17 protein-coding genes are annotated in these 23034 nt (G+C 44.6%); 3 read left to right on the plus strand and 14 right to left on the minus strand.

Features of this window, described 5'->3' with window-relative positions:
* Nucleotides 1-331: 331 nt before the first annotated feature.
* Nucleotides 332-1801: a type VI secretion system-associated FHA domain protein TagH gene (gene tagH, locus EQU24_RS11280; RefSeq protein ID WP_083877616.1), complete on the minus strand. Its 1470-nt coding sequence runs from the start codon at nt 1799-1801 to the stop codon at nt 332-334.
* Nucleotides 1802-2329: 528 nt separating this feature from the next.
* Here tagH and EQU24_RS11285 point away from each other — a divergent pair.
* Both EQU24_RS11285 and EQU24_RS11290 read left to right on the plus strand, forming a co-directional pair.
* Nucleotides 2330-3049, plus strand: coding sequence for an SIMPL domain-containing protein (locus EQU24_RS11285; RefSeq protein ID WP_017839404.1), 720 nt, complete (start codon nt 2330-2332; stop codon nt 3047-3049).
* A 410-nt stretch (nt 3050-3459) separates the two neighbouring features.
* On the plus strand, nt 3460-4182 hold the full coding sequence (locus EQU24_RS11290; RefSeq protein ID WP_017839403.1) for a DUF2490 domain-containing protein: 723 nt from the start codon (nt 3460-3462) through the stop codon (nt 4180-4182).
* Nucleotides 4183-4447: 265 nt separating this feature from the next.
* Here the strand turns inward: EQU24_RS11290 and EQU24_RS11295 are convergent, their stop codons facing one another.
* From EQU24_RS11295 to EQU24_RS11355, 13 genes are all read right to left on the minus strand, one after another.
* Entirely contained in the window at nt 4448-5680 is a 1233-nt protein-coding gene (locus EQU24_RS11295) for a L,D-transpeptidase family protein (protein WP_017839402.1), read from the minus strand.
* 415 nt (nt 5681-6095) lie between these two features.
* Nucleotides 6096-6944 (minus strand): serine hydrolase, encoded by an 849-nt coding sequence (locus EQU24_RS11300; RefSeq protein ID WP_017839401.1) that lies wholly within the window; start codon nt 6942-6944, stop codon nt 6096-6098.
* A 285-nt stretch (nt 6945-7229) separates the two neighbouring features.
* Nucleotides 7230-8252 carry a hypothetical protein gene (locus EQU24_RS11305; RefSeq protein ID WP_017839400.1) on the minus strand — a complete coding sequence of 341 codons (1023 nt, stop codon included), beginning with the start codon at nt 8250-8252 and terminating at the stop codon, nt 7230-7232.
* Nucleotides 8253-8255: 3 nt separating this feature from the next.
* Nucleotides 8256-9167 (minus strand): type III pantothenate kinase, encoded by a 912-nt coding sequence (locus EQU24_RS11310; RefSeq protein ID WP_017839399.1) that lies wholly within the window; start codon nt 9165-9167, stop codon nt 8256-8258.
* 4 nt (nt 9168-9171) lie between these two features.
* Nucleotides 9172-10161, minus strand: coding sequence for a bifunctional biotin--[acetyl-CoA-carboxylase] ligase/biotin operon repressor BirA (gene birA / locus EQU24_RS11315; protein ID WP_017839398.1), 990 nt, complete (start codon nt 10159-10161; stop codon nt 9172-9174).
* Nucleotides 10162-10235: 74 nt separating this feature from the next.
* Entirely contained in the window at nt 10236-10817 is a 582-nt protein-coding gene (locus tag EQU24_RS11320) for a PilZ domain-containing protein (RefSeq protein WP_017839397.1), read from the minus strand.
* A 59-nt stretch (nt 10818-10876) separates the two neighbouring features.
* On the minus strand, nt 10877-11707 hold the full coding sequence (locus EQU24_RS11325; RefSeq protein WP_017839396.1) for a flagellar motor protein MotB: 831 nt from the start codon (nt 11705-11707) through the stop codon (nt 10877-10879).
* 7 nt (nt 11708-11714) lie between these two features.
* A complete protein-coding gene (locus EQU24_RS11330; RefSeq protein ID WP_017839395.1) occupies nt 11715-12473 on the minus strand; it encodes a MotA/TolQ/ExbB proton channel family protein in 759 nt (252 codons plus the stop codon).
* 280 nt (nt 12474-12753) lie between these two features.
* Nucleotides 12754-13227, minus strand: coding sequence for a single-stranded DNA-binding protein (ssb, locus tag EQU24_RS11335; RefSeq protein WP_017839394.1), 474 nt, complete (start codon nt 13225-13227; stop codon nt 12754-12756).
* 280 nt (nt 13228-13507) lie between these two features.
* A complete protein-coding gene (locus EQU24_RS11340) occupies nt 13508-14887 on the minus strand; it encodes an MFS transporter (protein WP_017839393.1) in 1380 nt (459 codons plus the stop codon).
* A gap of 986 nt (nt 14888-15873) precedes the next feature.
* Nucleotides 15874-17049: a bifunctional 3-hexulose-6-phosphate synthase/6-phospho-3-hexuloisomerase gene (hxlAB, locus tag EQU24_RS11345; protein WP_017839392.1), complete on the minus strand. Its 1176-nt coding sequence runs from the start codon at nt 17047-17049 to the stop codon at nt 15874-15876.
* A 251-nt stretch (nt 17050-17300) separates the two neighbouring features.
* A complete protein-coding gene (locus EQU24_RS11350; RefSeq protein WP_017839390.1) occupies nt 17301-17489 on the minus strand; it encodes a hypothetical protein in 189 nt (62 codons plus the stop codon).
* A gap of 273 nt (nt 17490-17762) precedes the next feature.
* Nucleotides 17763-19472 (minus strand): proline--tRNA ligase, encoded by a 1710-nt coding sequence (locus tag EQU24_RS11355; protein ID WP_017839389.1) that lies wholly within the window; start codon nt 19470-19472, stop codon nt 17763-17765.
* 145 nt (nt 19473-19617) lie between these two features.
* Between EQU24_RS11355 and EQU24_RS11360 the strand changes: the two genes are divergently transcribed.
* Nucleotides 19618-22812, plus strand: a complete 3195-nt coding sequence (locus tag EQU24_RS11360; RefSeq protein ID WP_017839387.1) for a bifunctional diguanylate cyclase/phosphodiesterase — start codon at nt 19618-19620, stop codon at nt 22810-22812.
* Nucleotides 22813-23034 lie beyond the last annotated feature (222 nt).

A 23034-nucleotide genomic window follows, 5' to 3' on the forward strand; every position in this document is an offset into this window, starting at 1 on the left:
TTAATACCATTAAGGATTTCGTGATAAATAACGTCCTGGAACTATGCGCTTTGTCGAGGGTACGGTTCGCTTGGCAGGACGCCGTGAACCCAGCACCTAAATTATCCAAGATAGTTAATCATAGTCTATGAACTATGGAATTTAGGTGCTGGGTGAAGTGTCCTTCTAGGCTTGACGACAGAGTCTGATTGCCAGGGATGGCGTGAATGCAGATTTTGCATGAGCAAAAATCTGCCCTGCCGCCGACATCCTCGCCAAGCATGCTCCACACCCTTTTTACCCTCAAATTGGGAGTTGCTGTTGAAAAACGGCTTTCTCAAACCTCCAATCATCATAGTCCAAATTTTTCATTTTTGTTCCGCGCTGTCGTTAAGGCTTTCATTTGTTCTTCATAAGCCTCTACGAAGGCATCGCCGAAAAAATTCTCAACGGCTTCTTCGGACTCAATGCGATAAGTGTCCTGATAACTGTCCCAACATTTGGCTTTTTTTTGTAACACGATGCCTTGCTCGAATTGTTTTTCGATTGTTTTCGGGTCGAATCGTTTCAATAAGTCGGCCAATGAGGCTTGAATCCCTGCTTGCATGGCGAGCTGATGATTCATAATGTCATTGAAGCCTTGCTCGATCGATTCGACCGATTCGAGAAAGCCGCCTTCTTTGTTTTGAATTAATTGCTTTAAAACATCATCGGTCGATACGGCGAACTTCAACGGATTATTGTCGGCCGCTCTTATTACGGTCACATTGACGCGAAATAAACTCTTGAATTCGGCTCGGCTTCGTAAGACCGACACGGTACCGGCAACCAATTGCCGAAACATTCTGCCAACTCTTTGCATCGCCTCCAATTGATTTTTAGTTACGCATTCATTTTGATCAAGACCGGCACCTTGCAAAAAAGCATCGAATAGCCCGTTATCGGAAATACTCTGGACGGTTTGTGCGATCGGCGTTTTAGGGGAAGAATCAGCCGGGTCGGCTAGAATATTTTTTAACTTTGGAGCTTGTGGTCTGTCAAGAGATTCGATTGGCGATGAAAAAGATTCTGAAGTCGATTGGTCCGGCTCGGGTAGAGACGGTTTCTGGGCGAAATCCTCGTTAAGCAAATCCATGCTCGATGCTCTCGAATCATCCTCTATCTGTCTATCGCTGGAGGGCGTATCGGAGTCGGCAAAAAGATCCTCGAAACTCAAATTTTCAGGAATCTCCTCAAAAGGTTTCGGCGTCGATTGTATTTGAGGAGCGATAAAGCTGTCGAAAAGCGGTGAAACATGATCTTGCAGGTAGCTTTCAAATTCCGGCGTATCGCTTTCTTTAGCGTCGATCAATTCTTCATGGCGCGGAAAGGGTGAATCATTATCGCCAATCAGTCGATCGGCTTCCGTATCGACCGGCGTTGAAAATAACTCCTCGGGTTCTATCGATTTTGACGGCGAATCGGCAAAAATATCCGGAAAAGGAAAATCATCCTGCCTAGTGTCTTCTGTGATAATGGTCTCTATTTCATATTCGCCGACTTTTAAAAGGGTGCCGTTATGGAGAGGTGTCGAATCGTTACGTAGCGGGTTAGCTTCGTTATCGATAAATACGCCAGCCAGACTAGAGTCGGTCAAATAATATATACCGTTTTCGTACTTGATCGATGCATGATGCCGAGATACAAATTTATCAGGATCAAGTAAAACCAGCGTATTGTCATCGGAACGGCCTATCGTGCCTTCGCCGTTTGGAAAGGCCACCAGTTTAGATTCGGATAAAGGCTTGCCTTTGTACATTGTGATCTTGAGAGATAAAGCCATTTCAACTACTCGATGAGAAATACAAAATCGTTATTTTCAAGCCAAATTTATACCTTTCACACTTCAAATTTCGGCAGTGCCTGAGGAGGCGCCGGGGTGCTCGGTCGATTTTTGCTCCTGCAAAATCGACATTCACGGCGTCCTTTGACGTGCACCCCGGTGCCGAATTTTGATCTACGATGGGTATAAACAGAAAAATTTAGTTCCATTCGCTTCTTGATAAAGTAACGTTCAATCTTACTTCAAACAAATTCTAGTATCTGTTCGACGGTTCTTCAAATACACATTAACTTCGGATTTACCGAATTTTATATAACTTGTTGAAAACCTTATGACCGAATCCTAAAAGTTGTTGTAAACCGTTGGGAATAATTCTTTGCACTAGCTTTAGCTCGTAATGTAATCTTTTCAGGAGTACGCAGGATACTTTGCCTGATGTCGGGATTCTATTGAAGCTTGACTCGACTTGGCAAAATGCAATGCCTTAGGCATACTTTAACCAATCAAGCGAACAGCGAGGAACAAATAATGGACGAAAAGAAACCAATCAGTGCCTTTATCGTAGGGCTTTTTTTATTTTTAGGATTGTTCTCGCTGGGTTACTTACTAAGTAATGCCGCGATTAAATTCAAAGAATACGATCGAAGCATCACTGTTAAGGGATTATCGGAACGAGAATTTCCGGCTGATATCGTGATCTGGCCGATTCAATTTACAATTGCCGATAACGATCTTAGTCTACTTTACGAGTCTCTTGAAAAAAACACGGAAACGATCAAAGCTTTTCTAAAAAAAACCGGTATTGCCGAAGGTGAAGTTTCTGTCTCAACTCCTTCCATTACCGATAAGTCTGCGCAAAGTTATCAAAATAGCGGAAATGTTGAATTCCGATACAGTGCAATGCAAACTGTCACAGTCTACTCCGCCAATGTAGATCAGGTTCGTTCCGCTATGAATGGCTTATTGGAATTGGGTAAAAAAGGCATTGTCTTTACGGCGCAGGATTACCAAAATCGAACCGAATTCTTATTTACGCAACTCAATCAAATAAAACCTGAGATGATTGAAGAGGCGACCACCAAAGCCCGGGAAGTCGCAGAAAAATTTGCCGAAGACTCAAGTAGTAAACTCGGCAAAATTAAAAGAGCCTCACAAGGACAATTTTCTATCGAACCTCGCGATACAAACAATCCTCATATAAAAAAAATACGAGTCGTTTCAACGATTGAATATTATTTATCGGACTAAGGATTTCGTGATAATCAGCAAATGATCCTTACTAATACCCATCGCACTTCAAATTTCGGCATTGACGTATGGATGCACCGGGGGAGTTCGACAAAGGCTTTGACAGCAGGGATGCTGTCATAGAGCCTACATGGACGTATTCACGGCGTCCTTTGACGGACACCCCAGCGCCGAAATTTGACCAGCAAAGGGTATACATACGCACAGCCATCCCTGGGATTTGATCCCGCCAATCCCTGGCGGAATGGCGTTTTATTTTCCTAAGTTGACGCCTCTATCGGGGTAAATGCCAGTCAGAGCCTATATGGATGCGCATTAAGGCATGTCGCGCCAAAATTCGACTCGAAAAGGGTATAAACATTCATCATTGCCACAATATGGCGTCATCATCACTCAAGGTAAGAAAAGGAATGTTAAAAAAATATTTTTCAAGTTTATCGAGTTTATCGAGTTTATTATTAGTACTCTGTCTCCTTCACGGCAATGATCTAATTGCCGGCCCAAAGGAAGATTTTCAAACTTGGGGTAATATCACTGCTACAGGAAGCCTTGATGTAATCGATCCCGATCTTTCTAAATACCGATATTGGCTGGAGGGCCAGGGTCGCTTCGGTAACGACACGTCGCAAGTTTCCCAAGGCATGTTGCGAACCGGTTTAGGCTATGCGCTCAGTGAAACACTGACTATGTGGCTTGGTTATGCGTTTATACCGACCGAAGAGCCTTTTGTAAGCGAGCCCTTCGATGAACATCGCATTTGGCAGCAACTGTTATGGAATCAACCGTTATCTTTCGGAACTTTCAGCAGCCGCAGCCGCTTAGAGCAACGGTTCATGCAAATCGGTAACGATGTCGGTTGGCGTTATCGTCAATTGTTTAAAATATCACTGCCTTTGACTTTTGCGCCAAATTTTAGCCTGGTCGGGACTAACGAAGTTTTTATCGACATTAATAAAACTGATTGGAAATCTGTGAACGGTTTCGATCAAAATCGAGCCTTCGCCGGCATTGGATATAATTTTGACGAGCACATCAGAACCGAAATCGGCTATATGAATCAATATATCTATAAAGCCACTGCTCAAGATTTTATGAGTCACATCATTTCAATCAATTGGTATCTTAATTTCTAGCTTGAATTCGGCAGCTTAACCATGAAGTCCATGAAGGATTTCAAGAAAATATCTAAACATTGCCGCTTACCTCTTTGGTAAGCGAAAGTTTTATACAAACGCATAGCAAGTTATTGAATTAACCTCTTATTCTTCATGGCGAAATGCTTTTTCTAGGTTTATAGGTTCTTGGAAACCCTTCGCTATCTCCATGTTATGGGTATATTTCTTGATTGACTCCCAATTTGTGGAGATTGCCTTCAAACTCGAGTTTACAAAAAAAGTATCAATCGAAAAAAGTCAGTAGATTAGTAAAAATAGTGCTTTCTGGAGGAGTCTGTGGAGTTTCGACTATTTTACCGGGCGCCATCACTTGTGCAGTAATCGAAAATTCCGATAACAAGCGTTTTTTTGCCGAAACCGCATCTTGAGAGCTAGAGAAAGGCCCTGCAATCACGTTTGTAGCAAAGGAATGCGCCGGAATTGGAGGGCCTTGATGATTCAGCATGGCCGCGAATTGACGAGCCTCTTTCTCGGTCGATAATTTTGCTACTCTCAGTTTCCATGCATCGGCATCAATTGTCTTGGGAATCGGTCGTTTAAACTTGATCGAAGGGCGCGATATGGTCAAATAAAAGTCATCTATATCGCCATTTAAAATAGGTGTTAAAACACCATCGGAGCGCTCAATTGCCGCGTGAACTTTATCCCAATCGATCGATCGACCGGATTTTTGCTCAATTTTTTGTAAGCGGGCCATCAAATCCTGGACAAGTCGATTGACTTGTTTCGGATCTTTATGGGTAGGTGGATAAGCTTGCAAAAAAAGTATTTCGCCATCCCATGCGGTTAAGAAAGGTTGATTGACAATCCTGACTTGTGAGCCGACAGTGACATGCCGAAATAGCTTTGCAATATCTTCAGGATAAAGCCGAACACAACCATGACTTACCTCCATGCCAACGCCATAGGGTTTATTGGTACCATGGATCAGATAACCGGGAAAACCTAATCGTAAAGCATAGTCTCCAAGCGGATTGTTTGGGCCGGCGGGAACGACGCTCGGCAAAGGGTCGCCTTTTTCGGCATGCTCGCGTCGAATCGATTCGGGAACAGTCCAACTAGGATTTGCAGTTTTCACAGTAATTCGGGTCAAGCCTTCCGGCGTTTCCCATCCTTCCCGGCCGATTCCAACCGGATAAGTAAATACTTTATAAGCGTTTTTTTTGTCGTATAAAAAAAGCCGCTTAGCCGCCAAATTCAACACAATACCTTTTCGAGGCGCTTCGGGAATAATGAACCGCAATGGCAACCGAACTGTACTGCCCGGCTCCGGTAACCATGGGTCTAAGTTAGAATTGGCTCGGGTTATTTCGTCATAACCCAAACCGAAATGCCGACCGATTACCAACAAAGAATCTTGTTCATCAGTTTCTATTTGCGCAGCAACACCAATAATTTCTTGACCATCGAATAAAGGAAATTCCCTAATCGGTGAAAATTCAAGCGACGATTCCAATTGCGGTCCGCGTGATAGCTGACAAGAGCATAATAGACAGAATGACATGCCTATAAAAAGGCGCTTGAATAGGATAAAGTTCATCGACGGATACAATTATTGGAACTAGGTCTCTCTCGAATTAGACGTTTTACAATCATAGCGGAAAAGCCAGCCACCCTGATTATTTGTTCCTAAGTGAATGCGGAAGGTTAATAGTATTTTTGAATTCGCGAGAGTATGAATGACGAATATGAAATTAAGCTTATCTCAATGTTAAACCTTTCGCACTTTAAATTTCGGCATTGCTTAAGGAGGTGCCGGGCCTGTAAAGCGGGTCACCAAACCGCCAGTAAGCTTAATAGCTGTAGAAGTTATTATGCGTATTCCCTAATGCTAAATCATGAACTGCAAGACGTATAGCAAAGCGGACAAATCATCCTCTTTTTTGTAACTCGGCCACTGAAATACCGCTCATCCATTCTTTGATTCGGTTAGAATCGCCAACCGGCGTCAATTGCCCCCATGAGTTGAGTAATACAACGATCGTTGGCCTGTTATTTATCCAGGTTTGCATGACGAGGCATTTTCCGGATTCATTGATAAAACCGGTTTTCGATAGACCGATTTTCCAATTAGGATTTTTAGTCAATACGTTGGTATTGTTGTATTTAAGCATTTGCTTACCGACTTTTTGGGTATGACTTTCTGTGGTCGTCAACGTTCTAATCAAGGGATATTTAGTCGCGAAGGCGACAAGCTTGGCCAAATCCCTCGCTGTTGACTTATTCTCAGTATATAAACCGGTAGGATCGCGAAAACGAGTGTTTTTTAATCCGAGAGCCTGTGCCTTACGATTCATGGCTTTGACAAAAGCGGGTTTGCCGCCCGGATAGGAGCGAGATAAAGCGGAAGCTGCCCGGTTATCTGACGACATCAGGGCCAACCTCATCATTTCCCTTAGCGTTAATTGTGTTCCGACCGGTAAACGCGAACGGCTATGGCGCAACGTATCGACATCCTGTTTCGTAATCGTAATGGATTTATTTAAGTTGGGTTTGGAATCAAGCAACACCATTGCCGTCATCAACTTGGTAATAGACGCGATAGGCATGACGTTTTGCGATTTTTTTTCATAAAGAATCATTCCCGTCTCTTGATCCATGACAATCGCTGCCGATGACTTCAGGTATAAACCTTTTCCTGCCGCGTTTACGGAAAATACCGTAAACATTAACGTAAGAATGGCGATTATAGCGAACAGATTTTTAAACATTTTTTTCATGTGCGGGCGATAATTAATCGGGAAAATAAATCGAAACGGCTTAATTATAGGTATTATTCAAAATGATTAAAGTCAATAAGTTAATTTCTTAACTTTACCTTAACTATCACAATAATTTTAGAAGGGTTATTCTAACGTTGTATCAGGCTCAGTTAAAGCCCGATTGCTAACGAAGTATAATCTCTTACCCTTTGCGGCTCTATGATCCTGCGCTTATCGCTAGACCGTGGACTGTTGAAGCCTTTACAACCATCCAAGGTAGAAGCAAAATCTAAAGCGCAATTTTCAATTAAAAACACAGCTGTTATTGACCTTGATGGCAAAGTCAGGATGCGATTTTTGCCACCGGTCACGGCTGATAATCAGATTGTCTTCGTATTCCTGTTTAATATGAATATGAGCAAAAATTCTTTGAGCTTTTTTATAGCGAGGTTTAATTAAGACGTCCAAATTTTTGGCTGCCAATTGTTTTTTAAAAGTCTCCGCTCTAATTTCACTAGAAAAAACACCTAATGAAATATCTCCTTTTGCCTCGCCTTTCGGAAATAGCCAATAATCGGTGATCCCTTTTTGTTTCACTAAATCAACATTCGCTAATGATTGCTCATAAGTTTCGCCGGCCGGCAAATACACCATGTAATCGCTAATTTTTTGTTCTTCCCGGCTCACAGATTTGATTGAAGCGGAATTGATACCCGTCTGTCTTCGCCAACTGTAAAATTGTTGCATCGTATCAAACGGCCCGGCTTCATAACACATACTTGACTCGACCCTGTTTTTTTTCGGCACCATTGCTTGTTTTTTAATAAGCAATTCGTTTACGGTGCCAAATTCAGCCCGTTTAAGCTCTTGGCTGGCATGGCGGTGGATTTCGTCCGGAATACTGGTTTTAGCAGGTGTTGGGGTTGCCTTAGTCAAAGCCGTCGAATCATCGTTGAAAGCGATAATGGAGGGTGATTCTTTTGGCTGCGTATGAGGTGCCTGATGCGAAACGAGATGAGCATCGAGCCATTCGGCCAACAGCAAACCGGACCTTGCCCCCGAAGATGGCGTTAAATTGAAATCCGAAACGAATATAGCACTGCGAATCGATTGTTCAATCGCGGTACCGGCGCCACACCATAATAAACCGGATTGCGCTTGCTTAAGACTCGATGAGTCGTTTAATTCCGACATTAAGGTAATTTGCTGTCCCGTGTCCGTTGTATCGATGAGAACATCACGCTCCAATGAAATAGCGCCGGAATGATATTGCCATAAAAAAAACGTGATATTGAGTATTATTAGCAATAAGGCCAATAGTTTCATAGCTTATTCCGCGAGAATCAATGACAAGCCTTTTAAGACCAAGTCCGGTACAACACAAGATAAATTATCAAGATGAGGGGCAATATCACCCGCGTCTCCACCGGTTAAAACTAACTTAGGATTTCGTGATAAATAACGTCCTGGAACTATGAGCTTTTTTGAGGGTTCGGTTGCTCGCTTAACAGGATGCCGTGAATACGTCCGTGTAGGCTTGACGGCGGCTTTCCCTGCCGCCGACACCTGGCAATCGGGCAACCGAACCCTCTGTAAAATTGGGGAATTATCTACGTCTAAATCTTTAACAGGCTTGTTTAAATCCGCTATCACGCTCTTGATCAAACCGATAACGGCATAAAGGGCGCCATTATCAATAGCATCGTTCGTATTTCGAGCCAAGCTCGGTAAACCGCTTTGTGCGGAAAGTTGTAAATTAGCCGTACCATTTGACAGAGATTGCTTCATAAGGGTTAAACCCGGACAAATGAGCCCTCCTAAATGACAACCGTTTCGGTCCATCGCATCAATGGTAATGGCGGTCCCGCAATCAATGATACATACCGATTCCGACCAATAATGCCTAGCCGCTATCAGGCACAACCAACGATCCACGCCCAGTTTTTCCGGATATTCATAAGCATTTCGAACACCATACGCTTCGGCTACGGAATGCGCTTGTATTATGGACAACGAGGGCCACAAGTCCAGAGCAATTGTCTTGACTTGATCTAAAACGGACTTCGAAGCCACGCAGGAAATAGCCATACGCCGAGGTGATTTCGGCAAGGCTCGCCAAATCGAAAACAACCGGGCTTCAAAATTACTATCTTGATGAATAACCGGCACTCCCGGTTCTAAACGATTATTGTTAATGCCCCACTTTACACGAGAGTTGCCGATATCGACCAATAAATCCATTCGGTCAATTCTTGCTAAAACTTACTTCGCCGGATGCAAAACAACAGGCTTTGCCATCGGCAGTCATTAAACGAAACAAGCCATTATCGTCGATTCCTCCAGCATTGCCTGTTATTGCGGAATCGCCATGATAGATAACGACAGGACGCCCTTCCAGGCAGTCATAAGATCGCCATTCATCTAAATAAGGTGTTAAGCCATGGCTTTCATAATCGGCAAGTATCGGCAATAATTCATTCAACAGCGTTCCGGCTAAACGATTTCTCGAAATGGATACCCCTCCCATAATCCGAGTCAAATCGATCCAGGCTTGATCGATCATTGCCGCTTCACGATCAGGTATATAAACATTCAACCCGATACCGATCACAACCGAGCAAGGCCCATGAGTCTCGCCGGTCACTTCGATTAATATTCCGCCTAATTTATGTTCCTGCCAATAAATATCGTTCGGCCATTTTAAACCGATACCGGATAAACCTAAGGATGCCAAGGCTCTGATCACGGAAACGCCGACAGCAAGGCTCAAGCCTGAAATAGCGGAGGGGCCGTTTTGAAAGTGCCACAAGACCGATAGGTAAATATTTGAACCGAACGGCGACACCCAGGACCTACCTCGCCGGCCTTTACCTGCAGTTTGAAACTCAGCTAAACAAACCGTTCCGGATCGGGCGGCGCTTTTAGCAAGATTAATCAAATGGTTATTCGTTGAGTCAAGCCGGTCATGGATGTTTAAATCCGAAATATTTAAACGAACATTCTCCATTAACACGGATTCGATTTTTTCACTGCTTAAAAATTCGATCGGCCGTTCTAGGCGGTAACCCTTGCCGCTCACTGCGACGGGTTCCAAGCCTAGTTCGGTTAAACTATGTAACTGTTTCCAAACCGCCGATCTGCTCACACCGAGAGTATCGGCTAAAACGGAACCCGAGTGAAATTCGCCGTCGGCAAGGAGACCCAGAATTTTTTTTTGTTGATCGGTAATTGTCACTGCACAGTAAAAATAGAATTATCGTTTTATCCGCGAAATAATTAAGGATTTTATGAAAAAACCTAAAGTTAACACTACGGCTCTTTGTTCTCGCGGAGTTTTTGCATTTGTCTTTTAACGACATGCCTAATCAACAATTCCCGATCTTGTTCCTTCATATTGATATAGTCGACACCGATAATATGAGAATAAAGGCCTTCAGGATTCTTTTTTGGCTTGCAATAAATAACTCTTCCATAAGTCACAATGACTGCCATACATGAAACCAACAACATTTTAATTTCCAGATAGTCGCCGATCGCCAAGGCCTCCGCGCTTTCGAAAGCCAATCCGGATGCGCTTAGATTAGCATTGCGAGTATCCTTCTCTTTAAAATCGGTGCCTTGCATCATGATTGCCTGAGCAATCAAATCGATTTTACTTTCAATTAATTTCAAGTAATCAGCGACATCCGGCACAGTCCGATCGAGCCGATGCATCATGATACGGGATTCTTGTGAAATCAATTCCAAAGCGGCGGATAGCGAACAGTTTCCCAGTACGTTATCGCTCATATGACTGGCCGGCGTGGCGGTCGCTTCATCCACTTTTTTATAGTAAAGATTAACTTGATCATCAATGCGAAAAAAACGCCGTCTATCTTTATCCCGATTCATTTAAATTTCCTGGAAATGAAATATATTTTTTGGATGCATCGCCCTCGGCCATCCCAATATTACTCGACAAAGTCTTGCCCTGCTTCGTCGGCGCCTGGTTCTACTTGCACGATAACAATCTCGACTCTTCGATTAAGTGCCCGGTTTGCGGGAGAGTCGTTAGGAACTAACGGCCGGGTATCGGCATAACCCTGAATGACGAATCGTGACGGCACGGTTCCCGGTTGATCCAGCATATAATGAGAAACGGTTACGGCACGAGAGGCAGACAACTCCCAATTCGAGCGAAAGATCTGAGTTCTAATCGGTATATCGTCCGAATGCCCCGACACCAGAACCTTCCCGGGCGATTCGTTAACCGATGCAGTAATTTTAGTCAATATGGGCTCAAATCCGGTATTGAGCACCGCACTACCGGATGGAAACGAACCTTTTTCGCTAATGCGAATAATGATTTTCAGATTTTCCGTTTCTACCGAGACCAAACCCATCTTGATTTCTTCTTTTAAATCTTCTCTGATTTTTTCTGCCTGTTCCTCAATTTCAGCCTGAGTCAATTCCATTAACTGTTTTTTTGCCGCTTCCAAGTTCGGCGAGTCTTGCATAGTCGTCTGTTTAACTTCCTCTAGCGGTGTAGGCTCGGTCGGTGCCGGCGAAAAATGCTGAGCGATGATGCTGGTCCCCATCGGGATATCGTATGCCGGCACATCCTTTTGTACGCCAAAAGCATTAATCATCGAATCAGCCATTTTTTTAAACTTGATGGTATCCATGGTCGCAAATGATAACAACAACACAAAGAAACACATCAGCAGCGACATTAAGTCGGCAAAGGTCGCCAACCATGCGGGTGCTCCGACCGGGGGGCATTTAGGGCATTCGTCAGCCATTTTTCACCTATTCATTGTCGGTTTTTCGCTTTTTATCGGAAATATAGGAATTCAACAAAGACTCCAGAACCTTAGGGTTCATGCCTTCTTGAATACCGGAAATCGTTTCTAAAATAAGCTCTTTGTTGGTTTTTTCATAAAGCATGACCTTAGATAGTTTGTCGACGATCGGGAGTGCGAAACAGTTTGCTACCAATGCGCCATAAAGTGTCGTCAGCAAGGCAACGGCCATCGCAGGGCCTATACTCGACGGATCGGACATATTTGCGAGCATTTGCACTAAACCGACCAGCGTTCCGATCATGCCCATTGCCGGCGCTAAATCGCCGACGCCTTTCCACATATCTTGCCCCACTTCGTTGCGCGATATCATTTGGTTAATTTCTTGAGACAGCATTTTTTTTACGAAAGCAGGATCATGTCCGTCGACACAAAGATTGATACCTTTTCTCATAAATTCGTTTTCAATGGTCTCATTTTCCAAGGCCAGCAGTCCGTTTTTTCGAGCAACATCGGAAAGCCTTACGGCTTCTTCGATCAACACAGCCGGGTCTTCCCTTTTGTTTAAAAAAGCTTTCCCTAAAACACCGAAGGACCGTAAAAAATCGGATATCGGGATACGCATCAACGATACGCCGAAGGTACCGCCTATGACGATTAATATGGAAGGCAAATTTACAAACAACATAACATCGCCACCAGTAGCAATGGCGGCCATAATAATCCCTATGCCCAATAAAAAGCCGATTAACGACGCTATATCCACATTTAACCTCTTCGTAATAATGGATAATCAATGAGAACATTGAGCAAACTCATTTGAGCCGCCCTTTTATTTTAATCGGAAACTAACCGCTCGTATTTCCAATTAATAATTTTTCAAAATCCCCTTTGCTAGTCGAGTAACAGTGCTAGGGGCCACCAAAGAACACAGTAAGCCCGGCAATCCGCCTAACACTCCTCCGCTTTAATCCAGCAATGCCTAAAGAACGGTGTCCGCACCAAAGTTACGGGCATCGATTACGCTAATTTGTCCTCGGTGACTTCTAAAAAGGAATATCGTCGTCAAAATCGTCGTAAGGAGGGGGCGCTGAAGTCGGGGGTGTGGATTGTTGGGGCTTAGACTGAGAAGAGGCCGGGCTCTGAGACGAATAAGCGCCTTGATTGTCGGAATAATTTGCAGTACCGCCGCTTCGGCTTCCCAGCATGTGCATTTCTTCTGCGACGATTTCTGTCGTATAGCGGTCTTGTCCGTCTTGTCCTTGCCATTTATTAGTACGAAGACGACCCTCTACGTATACCTGGCTGCCTTTTTTTAAATATTCGCCGGCAACTTCGGCCAGTCTTCTAAAAAAAACCACGCGATGCCATTCGGTAGATTCTTTCCGCTCGCCGGTTTGTCTATCTTTCCAACGCATGGTCGTGGCTAACCTGATTGTGGTGACGGCCTCGCCGCTTGGCATGTAGCGAACTTCGGGGTCGGCCCCGAGATTGCCTATTAATGTAACTTTGTTAAGCATGTTTTCTCCGAAAAACGATTGAGCAAAAAAATATGGATTCTCAAGGGTAACTTTATATTTGGAACACCGATATCAGACTGAGTGATTATCGATAAATCAGCCTAACGATCCTGAAGAAGCTTTCATCACCCGAAAAAATCAAAGTGATGATTTAGAGTGCGGTTACTCGACAAAGCTCATAGCTTCAGAAAGTTATTTATCGCGAAATCCTTAAGCGAATCCGTGCCCCATTTTAAAATTTAGGTTGACTCTTAAAAATAGTAAAAAATCTTTTGAATTATCAGGAATCGAACTGACTTATCGAATACTGTAAACGATCTTTATCCAATAACCGATTATCGACTTTTAGATAAGCCACCCCTTCGCCGAAATGCAACTTCACTTCCTCGACTCCGGTAACCTTGAGGATCTCTTCGGTGAGTTGCTCAGCTTGAATTCGGGTAAGATTGCTAATGGAGATCAGCATATTGGCCAGATAACGGGGTGGTTTCATTGTAAAAGACACCGCCAACCAACTCGCTCCCGCCACAGCACTCATAATAAAAACAGCGTTTCCGCCGAATTCGCCATAACTCCAACCTCCAAGCGCCCCCCCTAAAAAAGCCCCTAAAAATTGAGACGTTGAATAAAAACCCATGGCCGTTCCTTTCATATCGCCCGGTGCCGTTTTAGAAACCAAGGAAGGTAACGTGGCTTCGAGTAAATTGAAACCGCAAAAAAACACCCAAAGAAAAACAACAATTCCGGGCAAACTTTGATGAAAGTACTGTAAGCCTAATTCTGATACAACGATAACCGCAATCGCACCGATAAAAACGGGTTTCATTTTACGCTTTTTTTCAGCCAAAATAATAAAAGGTATTGCGGTCAATAAAGATACGATAAACACAGGCAAATAAACTTGCCCATGTTGACTAGCGCCTAATCCGGCATCCCTCATCAATAGAGGAATGACAATAAAACTGGCTGTTAATATCAAATGCAGAATAAAAATACCGTAATTGAGTCTTAGCAACTCGGCATTTTTTAACACATGCTTTATCTGGCCCGGAATCAATTCGGCATCGCGGTGAATTTTCGACTGAATCGGGTCCGGAACGATATAAATAATGACCACTATCGCTGCTAATGAGAGTAGCGCCGTTAACCAAAAAATACCTTCAACACCGACATAACCTGCAAGTACAGGCCCTGCAGAGATCGCGACACCGAACGAAACGCCGATACTGATACCGATCAAGGCCATCGCTTTCGTCCTATGGACTTCCTGGGTTAAATCGGCGACCAAGGCCATAATGACTGCGGCGATTGCTCCGGATCCTTGCAAAGCCCGACCGAATAACACACCGTAAATCGTCGTTGACATCGCCGAAAGCACGCTGCCGGCGGCAAACAGCAATAAGCCGAGTATAATTAATTTTTTTCGCCCAAAGCGATCGGACATTAGTCCGAAAGGGATTTGCAATAATGCCTGGCTTAATCCGTAAATACTGACCGATAACCCGATTAAAAGCGGCGTGGAACCTTCCAAATGCTCGGCAAATAACGGCAACACCGGCATAATCATAAACAAACCCAACATCCTTAATGCGTAAATGCTCGCCAATGAACCGGTTGCCCGTTTTTCCAGCAATGTCATTGGGCTGGTAATATCCTGCATTTGTGCCAAAACACTTATCTCCTGAATAAAGTACGCTATCGAACACTATAAAATATGAATGGCCAATCGAAATTCAACAGCCTTACACTGCGAAGTACCAATCAACATCGTTGACCGACACAGAATGCCGGCTATTATAACAACGGTTGCTTGAGCAGTCTGTTTGAAATTAGACTTGAGAAATCAAGGGTAAGGAAGGGGCGCGCTAAAACGACTCTCATAACAGGGGATAAAAGAAATACAAGCGCGCCAAGATTTTTCGCGAAAGCTGAAATGGGGTCCGTCCGATTTCAGCAGCGAAAAATGACTTGGCGATTATTGCCTTCGGCGGCCCCGATTCGCCCTGCGTCCGTGCCACTACGCCACATCATCGTATACTCGATGCGGCTCCGTAGCACTCCCACAAATGGCTTTACGCCGTGTCGCGATGCCTTGTATTTTGCCTCCGCCTGCGCTATTCGCGCAGACTCCGGCAAAACACCCGGCGCTACGGCTATCGGGGACTAAAAATCTTCACTTCGCTAACGCTCCGTTTCCAAGATTTTCAGCGAACGATTTCTAGGCAATCGAAAAGTAAGGAGAGTTTGGGGCGTCTTTCGGCAGTATACCCATCGCACTTCAAATTTCGGCATTGACGCATGGAGGCGCTGGGGTGTTCGGCAAAGGCTTTGACAGCAGGGATGCTGTCACAGAGCCTACATGGACGTATTCACGGCGTCCTGTCAAGCGAGTTACCGAACCGCCGCAAAGCGTATACTTGTAGAAGTTATTTTGTGCATATTCCTAATTTCGTGCCTTTCGTGAACTTACCGCCGTTTTTAGATCGAGCGATCACTATTAAGGCGTCATGAAATTGATGTGCTTCATAGAGAAAGCACCGGAATTGACAAACACGGTTAATTGCCTAATCGAGAGCCCGGATTCGGATATTGCATGACAGGCACTTCAGTGTGCCGCGATCTCGGCAGTCGTTACGGTCGCGAGATTTATTCCAGGTTCGCATGTCTCGATCTCATTTCTTCCTCCGGAATGCCTTTTTCGTGGATGACATGAGAGATGGTCGCTTCCAAAAATGCCAATGTGGAAAGTTCGAAAACCGTACCCATCGGCATACCGACAACCTTGCCATACTGTTCCGGGCTGCCGACTCTAAACACGGCATCGGCCATGTCGCCGATTGTCGACTCGCTTTTCGCCGAAATCAGTACGATTTTTGCGCCAATCTCGCGAGCACGTTTAGTGAATGCGACCAACTGCTCGGTTTCGCCGGAACCGGAAATAATAATAAGCAAATCGCCTTGTTTGATGCTGGGTGTAACGATTTCACCGACTACACTGGTATCGTAACCGCTATGCATCAATCGCATCGCGAAAAAGCGGCCAATCAAGCCCGACCGTCCCGCGCCTGAGACAAAAATTCGGCGAGCTTGATCGAGCATGTTCGTCAGTTTTCTATCATAAGAGTCATCGGTCGCATATAAGACATCCGAAATCTTATCGACGACAAATTCACGATGCGTGCCCTTGCTATTGACCAAGCGTTGAATTTTTCGAGCGGCATTGGCTGGAGATGGCGCGCCGGTAATCGCGCCGCCTACGACAATTATGTCAACTCCGGCCTCAACAACATCGCGCACAGTTTCGGGCTTGATACCGCCGGCAACTGATACTCGAGTGTTTAACCCCAAGCGCAATAAATCTTGTAAATCCGCAAAGGGTGTCTGTCCGGCCGCCTGGGCGTCGATGCCGGTATGAATGCCGATAATTTGCGCGCCGGCCGCCACGGCTTCCTCAGCGCAACTCGCTTTATCCTCGACGTTAATCAAATCGACTTGAACTTCGGCATTATATTTTTTTGCCGCGCTGATAACGCCTTTGATAGTTGAAATTCCGGATGTTCCAAGTACCGTGCAGATATCGGCACCGGCTTCGTAGAATGGGCTGGCTTCGTATTCACCGGCATCCATCGTTTTAAGATCGACCAGCAGCAATTTATCGGGAAATCTGCGTTTAATTTCCTTGACCAATTCAAGCCCGTTAAACTTGATACAGGGTGTACCGATTTCAATGATATCGACATAAGGGGCCGCTTGCGAAGCAAGTTCCAGGGTTTTGTCGAAATCCAAAGAATCTAGTGCCAATTGAATCAATGGTTTTGCCATTTTATGCGCTCCTGATTAGTTATATTATTTATCACACAATAGCATTCGGTCAGAGCGGCACTCTAAAGCAGAAAAAGGATATCTGTCAATTTTCGAAAGACTCCGGCATCGAAAAAGCCAAGAATGAAGGAGATATAGCATTGATACAGCGGATTGAGGCCTGCATTAATATTCCAATGCTACTCGTAAATGAATCCTTCTAAGGAAGGTACTGGACCAATAAGAGTCCACAAGACAACTTTATAACAGACTCAGTTGCGATGATTAAGCAAGATTAAATGGGGAGAACGCTTTCTTTTGGTTTTTTGATAAATTTCGCTTGCCTCCATCATCATATGCCGGCACCAAGGACAAATTCTATCGTCGGGCCGGCTTTGTTCCGATGGTAAAATCTCATCGCCACAGCGTTCGCAAATGATCGGTCTTGGTAAAAATTTCATTTGAACTCATCCTTAAAAAATGTTGAGCACAGACTAACCTGAGTCCATGCTGTTTTTTTGTGACGAATTCACACTTTGGGTGCGATATTTACTAAAACCTTTAATTTATGTTGGTTATTTCACATTTCGATCATTGTTGCTTACAAGCGACTATCGTAGCTGCAATTCCTAATTGGGGAGTACTGGACGAAAATTTCGGCAGCAAGCACACCGCATTCTCAAAATGCAGCGATAATGCTCAATTTCAGAATCACCGCTATTCGTAGCGAATCATCAACTCAATTGTTGCAACAAAAAAGGTATTAATTCAACCATCGGCAATTCTTGGCTTTCACTCGCAGTCCGAGCCCGGTATTCGATCATGCCGGAGTCGAGACTGCGGTCGCCGATTACGACACGATGCGGAATACCGATCAATTCCATATCGGAAAACATGAAGCCAGCTCGGACTTTTCGATCATCGAATAACACCTCGATTCCGGCATCAAGTAGTTCTCGATACAGTTTTTCGGCAGCAACGCGCAAACGTTCCGACTTATGCATATTCATCGGGCACAAGGCCACTTGGAAAGGTGCCAATTGAGCCGGCCAGATAATGCCGTTGTCATCGTGGTTCTGCTCGATCGCCGCCGCAACAATGCGCGAAATGCCGATGCCGTAACAACCCATGATCATTGTCTGATTCTTACCGCCTTCATTGATAATGTCGGCTTTCATCGCTGAACTGTATTTCATACCCAGTTGAAAAATATGACCTACCTCGATACCTCGAGCAATAGTAATCGTGCCCTCCCCGTCCGGACTCGGATCGCCTTCGACCACGAGGCGTAAATCCTCGATTTGATCGGGCAAAGGAATATCCCGCTGCCAATTTACGCCACGGTAATGCTTGCCGTCTTGATTGGCTCCGCATACAAAATCGGACATCAATACGACACTACGATCCGCAATGATTTTAATTTTCAGACCGAAAGGACCGACCGAGCCGGGTTTTGCATTGCAAGCGGACAGCACTTGCTCTTCGTCGGCTAATTGCAACGGAGCTGCGATACCGAAAACTTTTTCGGCCTTGATCGCATTCAATTCATGATCGCCTCGTAATAACAAAGCGACTAACTCGTCTTCTTCGCCTTTGACGATCAAGGTTTTTAGGCAACTAGATTTGGCAATCCCGAAAAAAGCACTGACTTCGTCGATCGAATGTTGATCCGGAGTGTCCACTAGATTGAGCGATTCGGTAGCCGGCCCCCTGTCGCCTTCGGGCATTAACGCCTCGGCTTTTTCGATGTTTGCGGCATAATCGCTTTTCGTCGAAAAGGCAATCGCATCCTCTCCGGATTCGGCCAATACATGAAATTCGTGCGATACCGCGCCGCCGATCGATCCTGAATCGGCGATCACAGCCCTATATTGCAAACCGAAGCGGTTGAAGATATTGCTGTAGGCCTGATACATGACTTGATAGGTTTCTTGAAGGGATTCTTGATCGAGATGAAAAGAATAAGCGTCCTTCATAACGAATTCCCGAGAACGCATCACGCCGAATCGAGGACGAATTTCGTCGCGGAATTTGGTTTGGATTTGATAATAGATGATTGGCAACTGCTTATAACTTTTAATCTCATGCCTGGCTAAATCGGTAATGATTTCCTCATGCGTGGGTCCCAAACAAAAGTCTCGTTGGTGACGGTCTTGTAAGCGAGCCAGTTCGGGTCCATACTGTTCCCAGCGCCCCGTCTCCTGCCACAACTCGGCGGGTTGCAGGGCCGGCATCAAGACTTCTAGTGCACCGGCTTTTTCCATCTCCTCGCGGGTAATCTTTTCGACTTTCCGCATGACTCTAAGCCCTAGCGGTAACCAGGTATAAAGACCGGCGGCTAATTTGCGAATTAAGCCCGCACGAATCATGAGTTTATGACTGGCGATTTCGGCATCCGAAGGCGTTTCTTTGACGGTATTGAGAGGAAATTGAGAGGTGCGCATGTCTATGACTAAAATGTTAAAATGCTTATTCTACCGATTAAACACCGCCAAAGTCATCACATCATCGACATCCGGTTTTCTGATATCATTCCGCATGGATTGTTTACCGGCGATCGAACAACACTAAAGCGAAGGACAACTCACCTTGAATTATAGAACCTCCGTTAACTCGACTTTAAGTCGTATTGCATTAACGGCTTTACTGTTTTATTTTGCGGGACAATTGGCATTACCGCTATCCTTGCCGCCCAGTTACGCAACAGCAATCTGGCCGCCGGCCGGTATCGGCTTCGCGGCAACGTTGCTCTGGGGAAACAAAGTATTACCGGCTATTTTTTTGGCTGAATTAGCCATCCATTATGAAGTCTACGATTTCATGACCTTATGGCAATCTCCCGGCCAACTCTTAATTTTTCTCAGCTCACCAGTCAACAGCGTGCTTAGGGCTTGGACCGGAGCCTTCTTGGTAAAAAAAATCGTAGGCTACCCAAACCCTTTGATTTCCGCTAAAGAAATCATGCTGTTTTTTTTCTTATCCGGTCCGGTCGCCACATTTATACCGGCCTTATTAAGCGTTTATGCATTGGTTGAAACCGGTGTCATCGTCGAATCGGATTTCGGATTCGGATTCCTGACCTGGTGGCTCGGAGATTGCATCGGTATCGTGGTTTTCACACCTTTGTTCTTGACGATTTTTGAACCTTCCTTACAAAGCCGCACGAAACGCTGGTTACCGTTATGCACCGCCTTAATAGTAGGTTTAGCCTTAGTCGCAATTTCTTACTTAATGGCTCATCAACGAGAAGGACTGCGCCTACGGGAAATCATCGAAAACAAGGCGGAAACGATACAATACGCTTTAGAAGACAATTACAAGGCACATGCAAATACCTTATCGCTTTACCACTCATTAATCGGTTCGAACGATACGATTGACTATCAATCGTTACAAATTTTTTCGGACTGGGTTTTCAACACCTACCCAGGCGTTCCTTATATTGAATGGTTAGAGACTTCGAAAGCAAGTCAAGATAAAACGACATGGACAATCAAGTATTCGACTAAAAAGTATTTCGATGACTTCCAGCCTATCTCGGAAAAACGCCACCAAGAGATCGTGTTAGCACTGGAGCCTCAAGCAACAACCGATCGAAGCTCTAAAATATTGGCATTTGGAAACAGTTCCAGGCAGTTTTTTATCTATACGCCTTTTTTCGAGACCGAGCAGACCTTGAAGGGCTATATTATCGAGGCTTTCGATATTGAACGTTTTATTGAAGACGCCTTAGTTCGAAAAAGCATTGAATATATCAATATTAGGCTTTTCGAAAAAACATCCGATGGAGAACAACAATGGTTGTTTCCGTTAGAGCCTAAGCGCGCCATACCGGATCCGTTTGCCATCACCACGTTAAAACCGCTCAATATCGGCGGGCAATCCTGGTTCATTCAAGTTTCGCCGGATTTAGGTTTTCTTGGAAATTATTATTCCTGGCCGGTTTGGGGTATTTTGGCCGGAGGGATGTTGCTGACCAGTTTAATGGGTATCGGTTTTTTGATTGTCACCGGACAAACCGAGTTAATCCTAGTCGAAGTGGAAAAGCGCACGCATGATCTTAATCAAAGCAATCGAAAACTACGACTTAGCGAAGAGCAATTACGCTTGGCAGCAACAGCCTTCGAAACCCAAGAAGGGATTATGATTACCGATAAAAAAGGCAGGATTTTAAGGGTCAATAACGCTCACACTGAAATCACCGGTTATTCCAGCGAGGAAGTGATTGGTAAAATTCCCTCGGTTTTAAGCTCCATACATCATAATCGTGATTGTTTCGATGAATTTTGGAAGCAATTAGCTAGTCAAGGACAGTATGAAGGCGAGATCTGGAATCGGCGAAAGAATGGAGAAGTCTATCCGGAATGGCAGACCGTTACCGCCGTTAAAAACGAAGCCGGCGAAATCACCCATTTTGTGTCAATTTTTTCAGATATCACCGAAAAAAAAGAAAATGAATCACGCATACACAATCTGGCTTTCTACGATCCCTTAACCAACTTGCCCAATCGACGCTTGTTAATCAATCGTCTCGAAAAAGAAATTGCTATCGCCAAACGACATGGCCATTTCGGCGCCGTGATATTCATGGATCTGGATCATTTTAAATTTCTGAATGACTCGCTAGGCCACCATGTCGGCGACGAATTACTCATTCAAGTAGCCAATCGCTTGCAATCGGTCGTACGAGATGAAGATACTGCTGCCCGATTAGGCGGCGACGAGTTTATCGTACTTATTAATTGTAATGCCAAAAACCTATCGGAAGCCGCCGATCACGCACTAACGGTCGCAGAAAAAATTAATGCTAAAATCAACGAACCGTTTCTACTTAATGCATTCCAACATCAACTCTCGCCCAGTATGGGTATTACCTTATTTCCGGATAATGACGATAATCCCGACCGGATTCTGCAACAAGCCGATACGGCGATGTATCGATCTAAAGCTTCCGGCCGTAATAGCATCAGCTTTTTTCATCCGAGCATGCAAGAAGCTGCCGATCTGCGCATTAAAATGGAAAACGAGCTTCGAGAAGCGATCGATCAAGGTCATTTCGTTTTAAATTACCAAGCGCAGTTTGGCGCCAAAAACGAGATTATAGGAGCCGAAGCTTTAATTAGATGGCAACATCCCCAAAAAGGCCTGATCCCACCTGTTGAGTTCATCAAAATTGCCGAAGAATCTCGCTTGATTTTACAGTTAGGGCGCTGGGTAATCATGGAGGCGTGCCTGCAAATCCAATCATGGCAACAAAATGGTTTAATTGTGCCGCGTATTGCAATCAATGTAAGTTCGAATCAATTCAGACAAAGCAACTTTGTCGATCAAATAGAACATTCTCTGAAGGTTAGCGGCATTACGCCCGATTGTTTAGAGATAGAATTAACAGAACACGTTGTTATCGATAATATCGAAGATACCATTGAAAAAATGAAAGCCTTGAAAGTGCTGGGCCTATCGATTTCGATCGACGACTTCGGCACCGGTTATTCCTCGCTTGCTTACTTGAAACAACTTCCGTTGAATCAATTAAAAATAGACAAAAGTTTTGTTCGAGACATTTCCACCGACCCGAACGATGCGATCATCGTCGAAACAATGATCGACATGGCTAAACATTTAGGCTTGACGATGATTGCCGAAGGTGTGGAAACGGCCGAGCAATTGGCATTTCTGAAGAGTAAAGGCTGTACCGGGTTCCAAGGCTACTATTTTAGTCATCCGGTAACGGCAGACCAATTTGCCGAACTCTTGTCGGAACAATCTCCGCAAGTAATATGATAAAAAATTCGGCAAGAAATACGCGTTTTTTACTAGATGCTTTGATAAATAGGGCATACATTCGGCGCCGGGATGCCCGTCATAGGACGCCGTGAATACGTCCATGTAGGCTCTATGCCAGCTCCATGCTGGCAAAGCCTTTGCGGAGCGCCATGGATGGCGTGAATGTCGATTTTGCATTACGCCATGGATGGCGTGTATTAGGGCAATGCAGGAGCAATT

Source organism: Methylotuvimicrobium buryatense (assembly GCF_005931095.1).
Lineage (GTDB): Bacteria > Pseudomonadota > Gammaproteobacteria > Methylococcales > Methylomonadaceae > Methylotuvimicrobium > Methylotuvimicrobium buryatense.

Coding starts and splice junctions, on each gene's coding strand:
- tagH (WP_083877616.1), bottom strand. CDS start 1,801: ATGGCTTTATCTCTCAAGATCACAATGTACAAAGGCAAGCCTTTATCC.
- EQU24_RS11285 (WP_017839404.1), top strand. CDS start 2,330: ATGGACGAAAAGAAACCAATCAGTGCCTTTATCGTAGGGCTTTTTTTA.
- EQU24_RS11290 (WP_017839403.1), top strand. CDS start 3,460: ATGTTAAAAAAATATTTTTCAAGTTTATCGAGTTTATCGAGTTTATTA.
- EQU24_RS11300 (WP_017839401.1), bottom strand. CDS start 6,944: ATGAAAAAAATGTTTAAAAATCTGTTCGCTATAATCGCCATTCTTACG.
- EQU24_RS11305 (WP_017839400.1), bottom strand. CDS start 8,252: ATGAAACTATTGGCCTTATTGCTAATAATACTCAATATCACGTTTTTT.
- EQU24_RS11310 (WP_017839399.1), bottom strand. CDS start 9,167: ATGGATTTATTGGTCGATATCGGCAACTCTCGTGTAAAGTGGGGCATT.
- EQU24_RS11320 (WP_017839397.1), bottom strand. CDS start 10,817: ATGAATCGGGATAAAGATAGACGGCGTTTTTTTCGCATTGATGATCAA.
- EQU24_RS11325 (WP_017839396.1), bottom strand. CDS start 11,707: ATGGCTGACGAATGCCCTAAATGCCCCCCGGTCGGAGCACCCGCATGG.
- ssb (WP_017839394.1), bottom strand. CDS start 13,227: ATGCTTAACAAAGTTACATTAATAGGCAATCTCGGGGCCGACCCCGAA.
- EQU24_RS11340 (WP_017839393.1), bottom strand. CDS start 14,887: ATGCAGGATATTACCAGCCCAATGACATTGCTGGAAAAACGGGCAACC.
- hxlAB (WP_017839392.1), bottom strand. CDS start 17,049: ATGGCAAAACCATTGATTCAATTGGCACTAGATTCTTTGGATTTCGAC.
- EQU24_RS11350 (WP_017839390.1), bottom strand. CDS start 17,489: ATGAAATTTTTACCAAGACCGATCATTTGCGAACGCTGTGGCGATGAG.
- EQU24_RS11355 (WP_017839389.1), bottom strand. CDS start 19,472: ATGCGCACCTCTCAATTTCCTCTCAATACCGTCAAAGAAACGCCTTCG.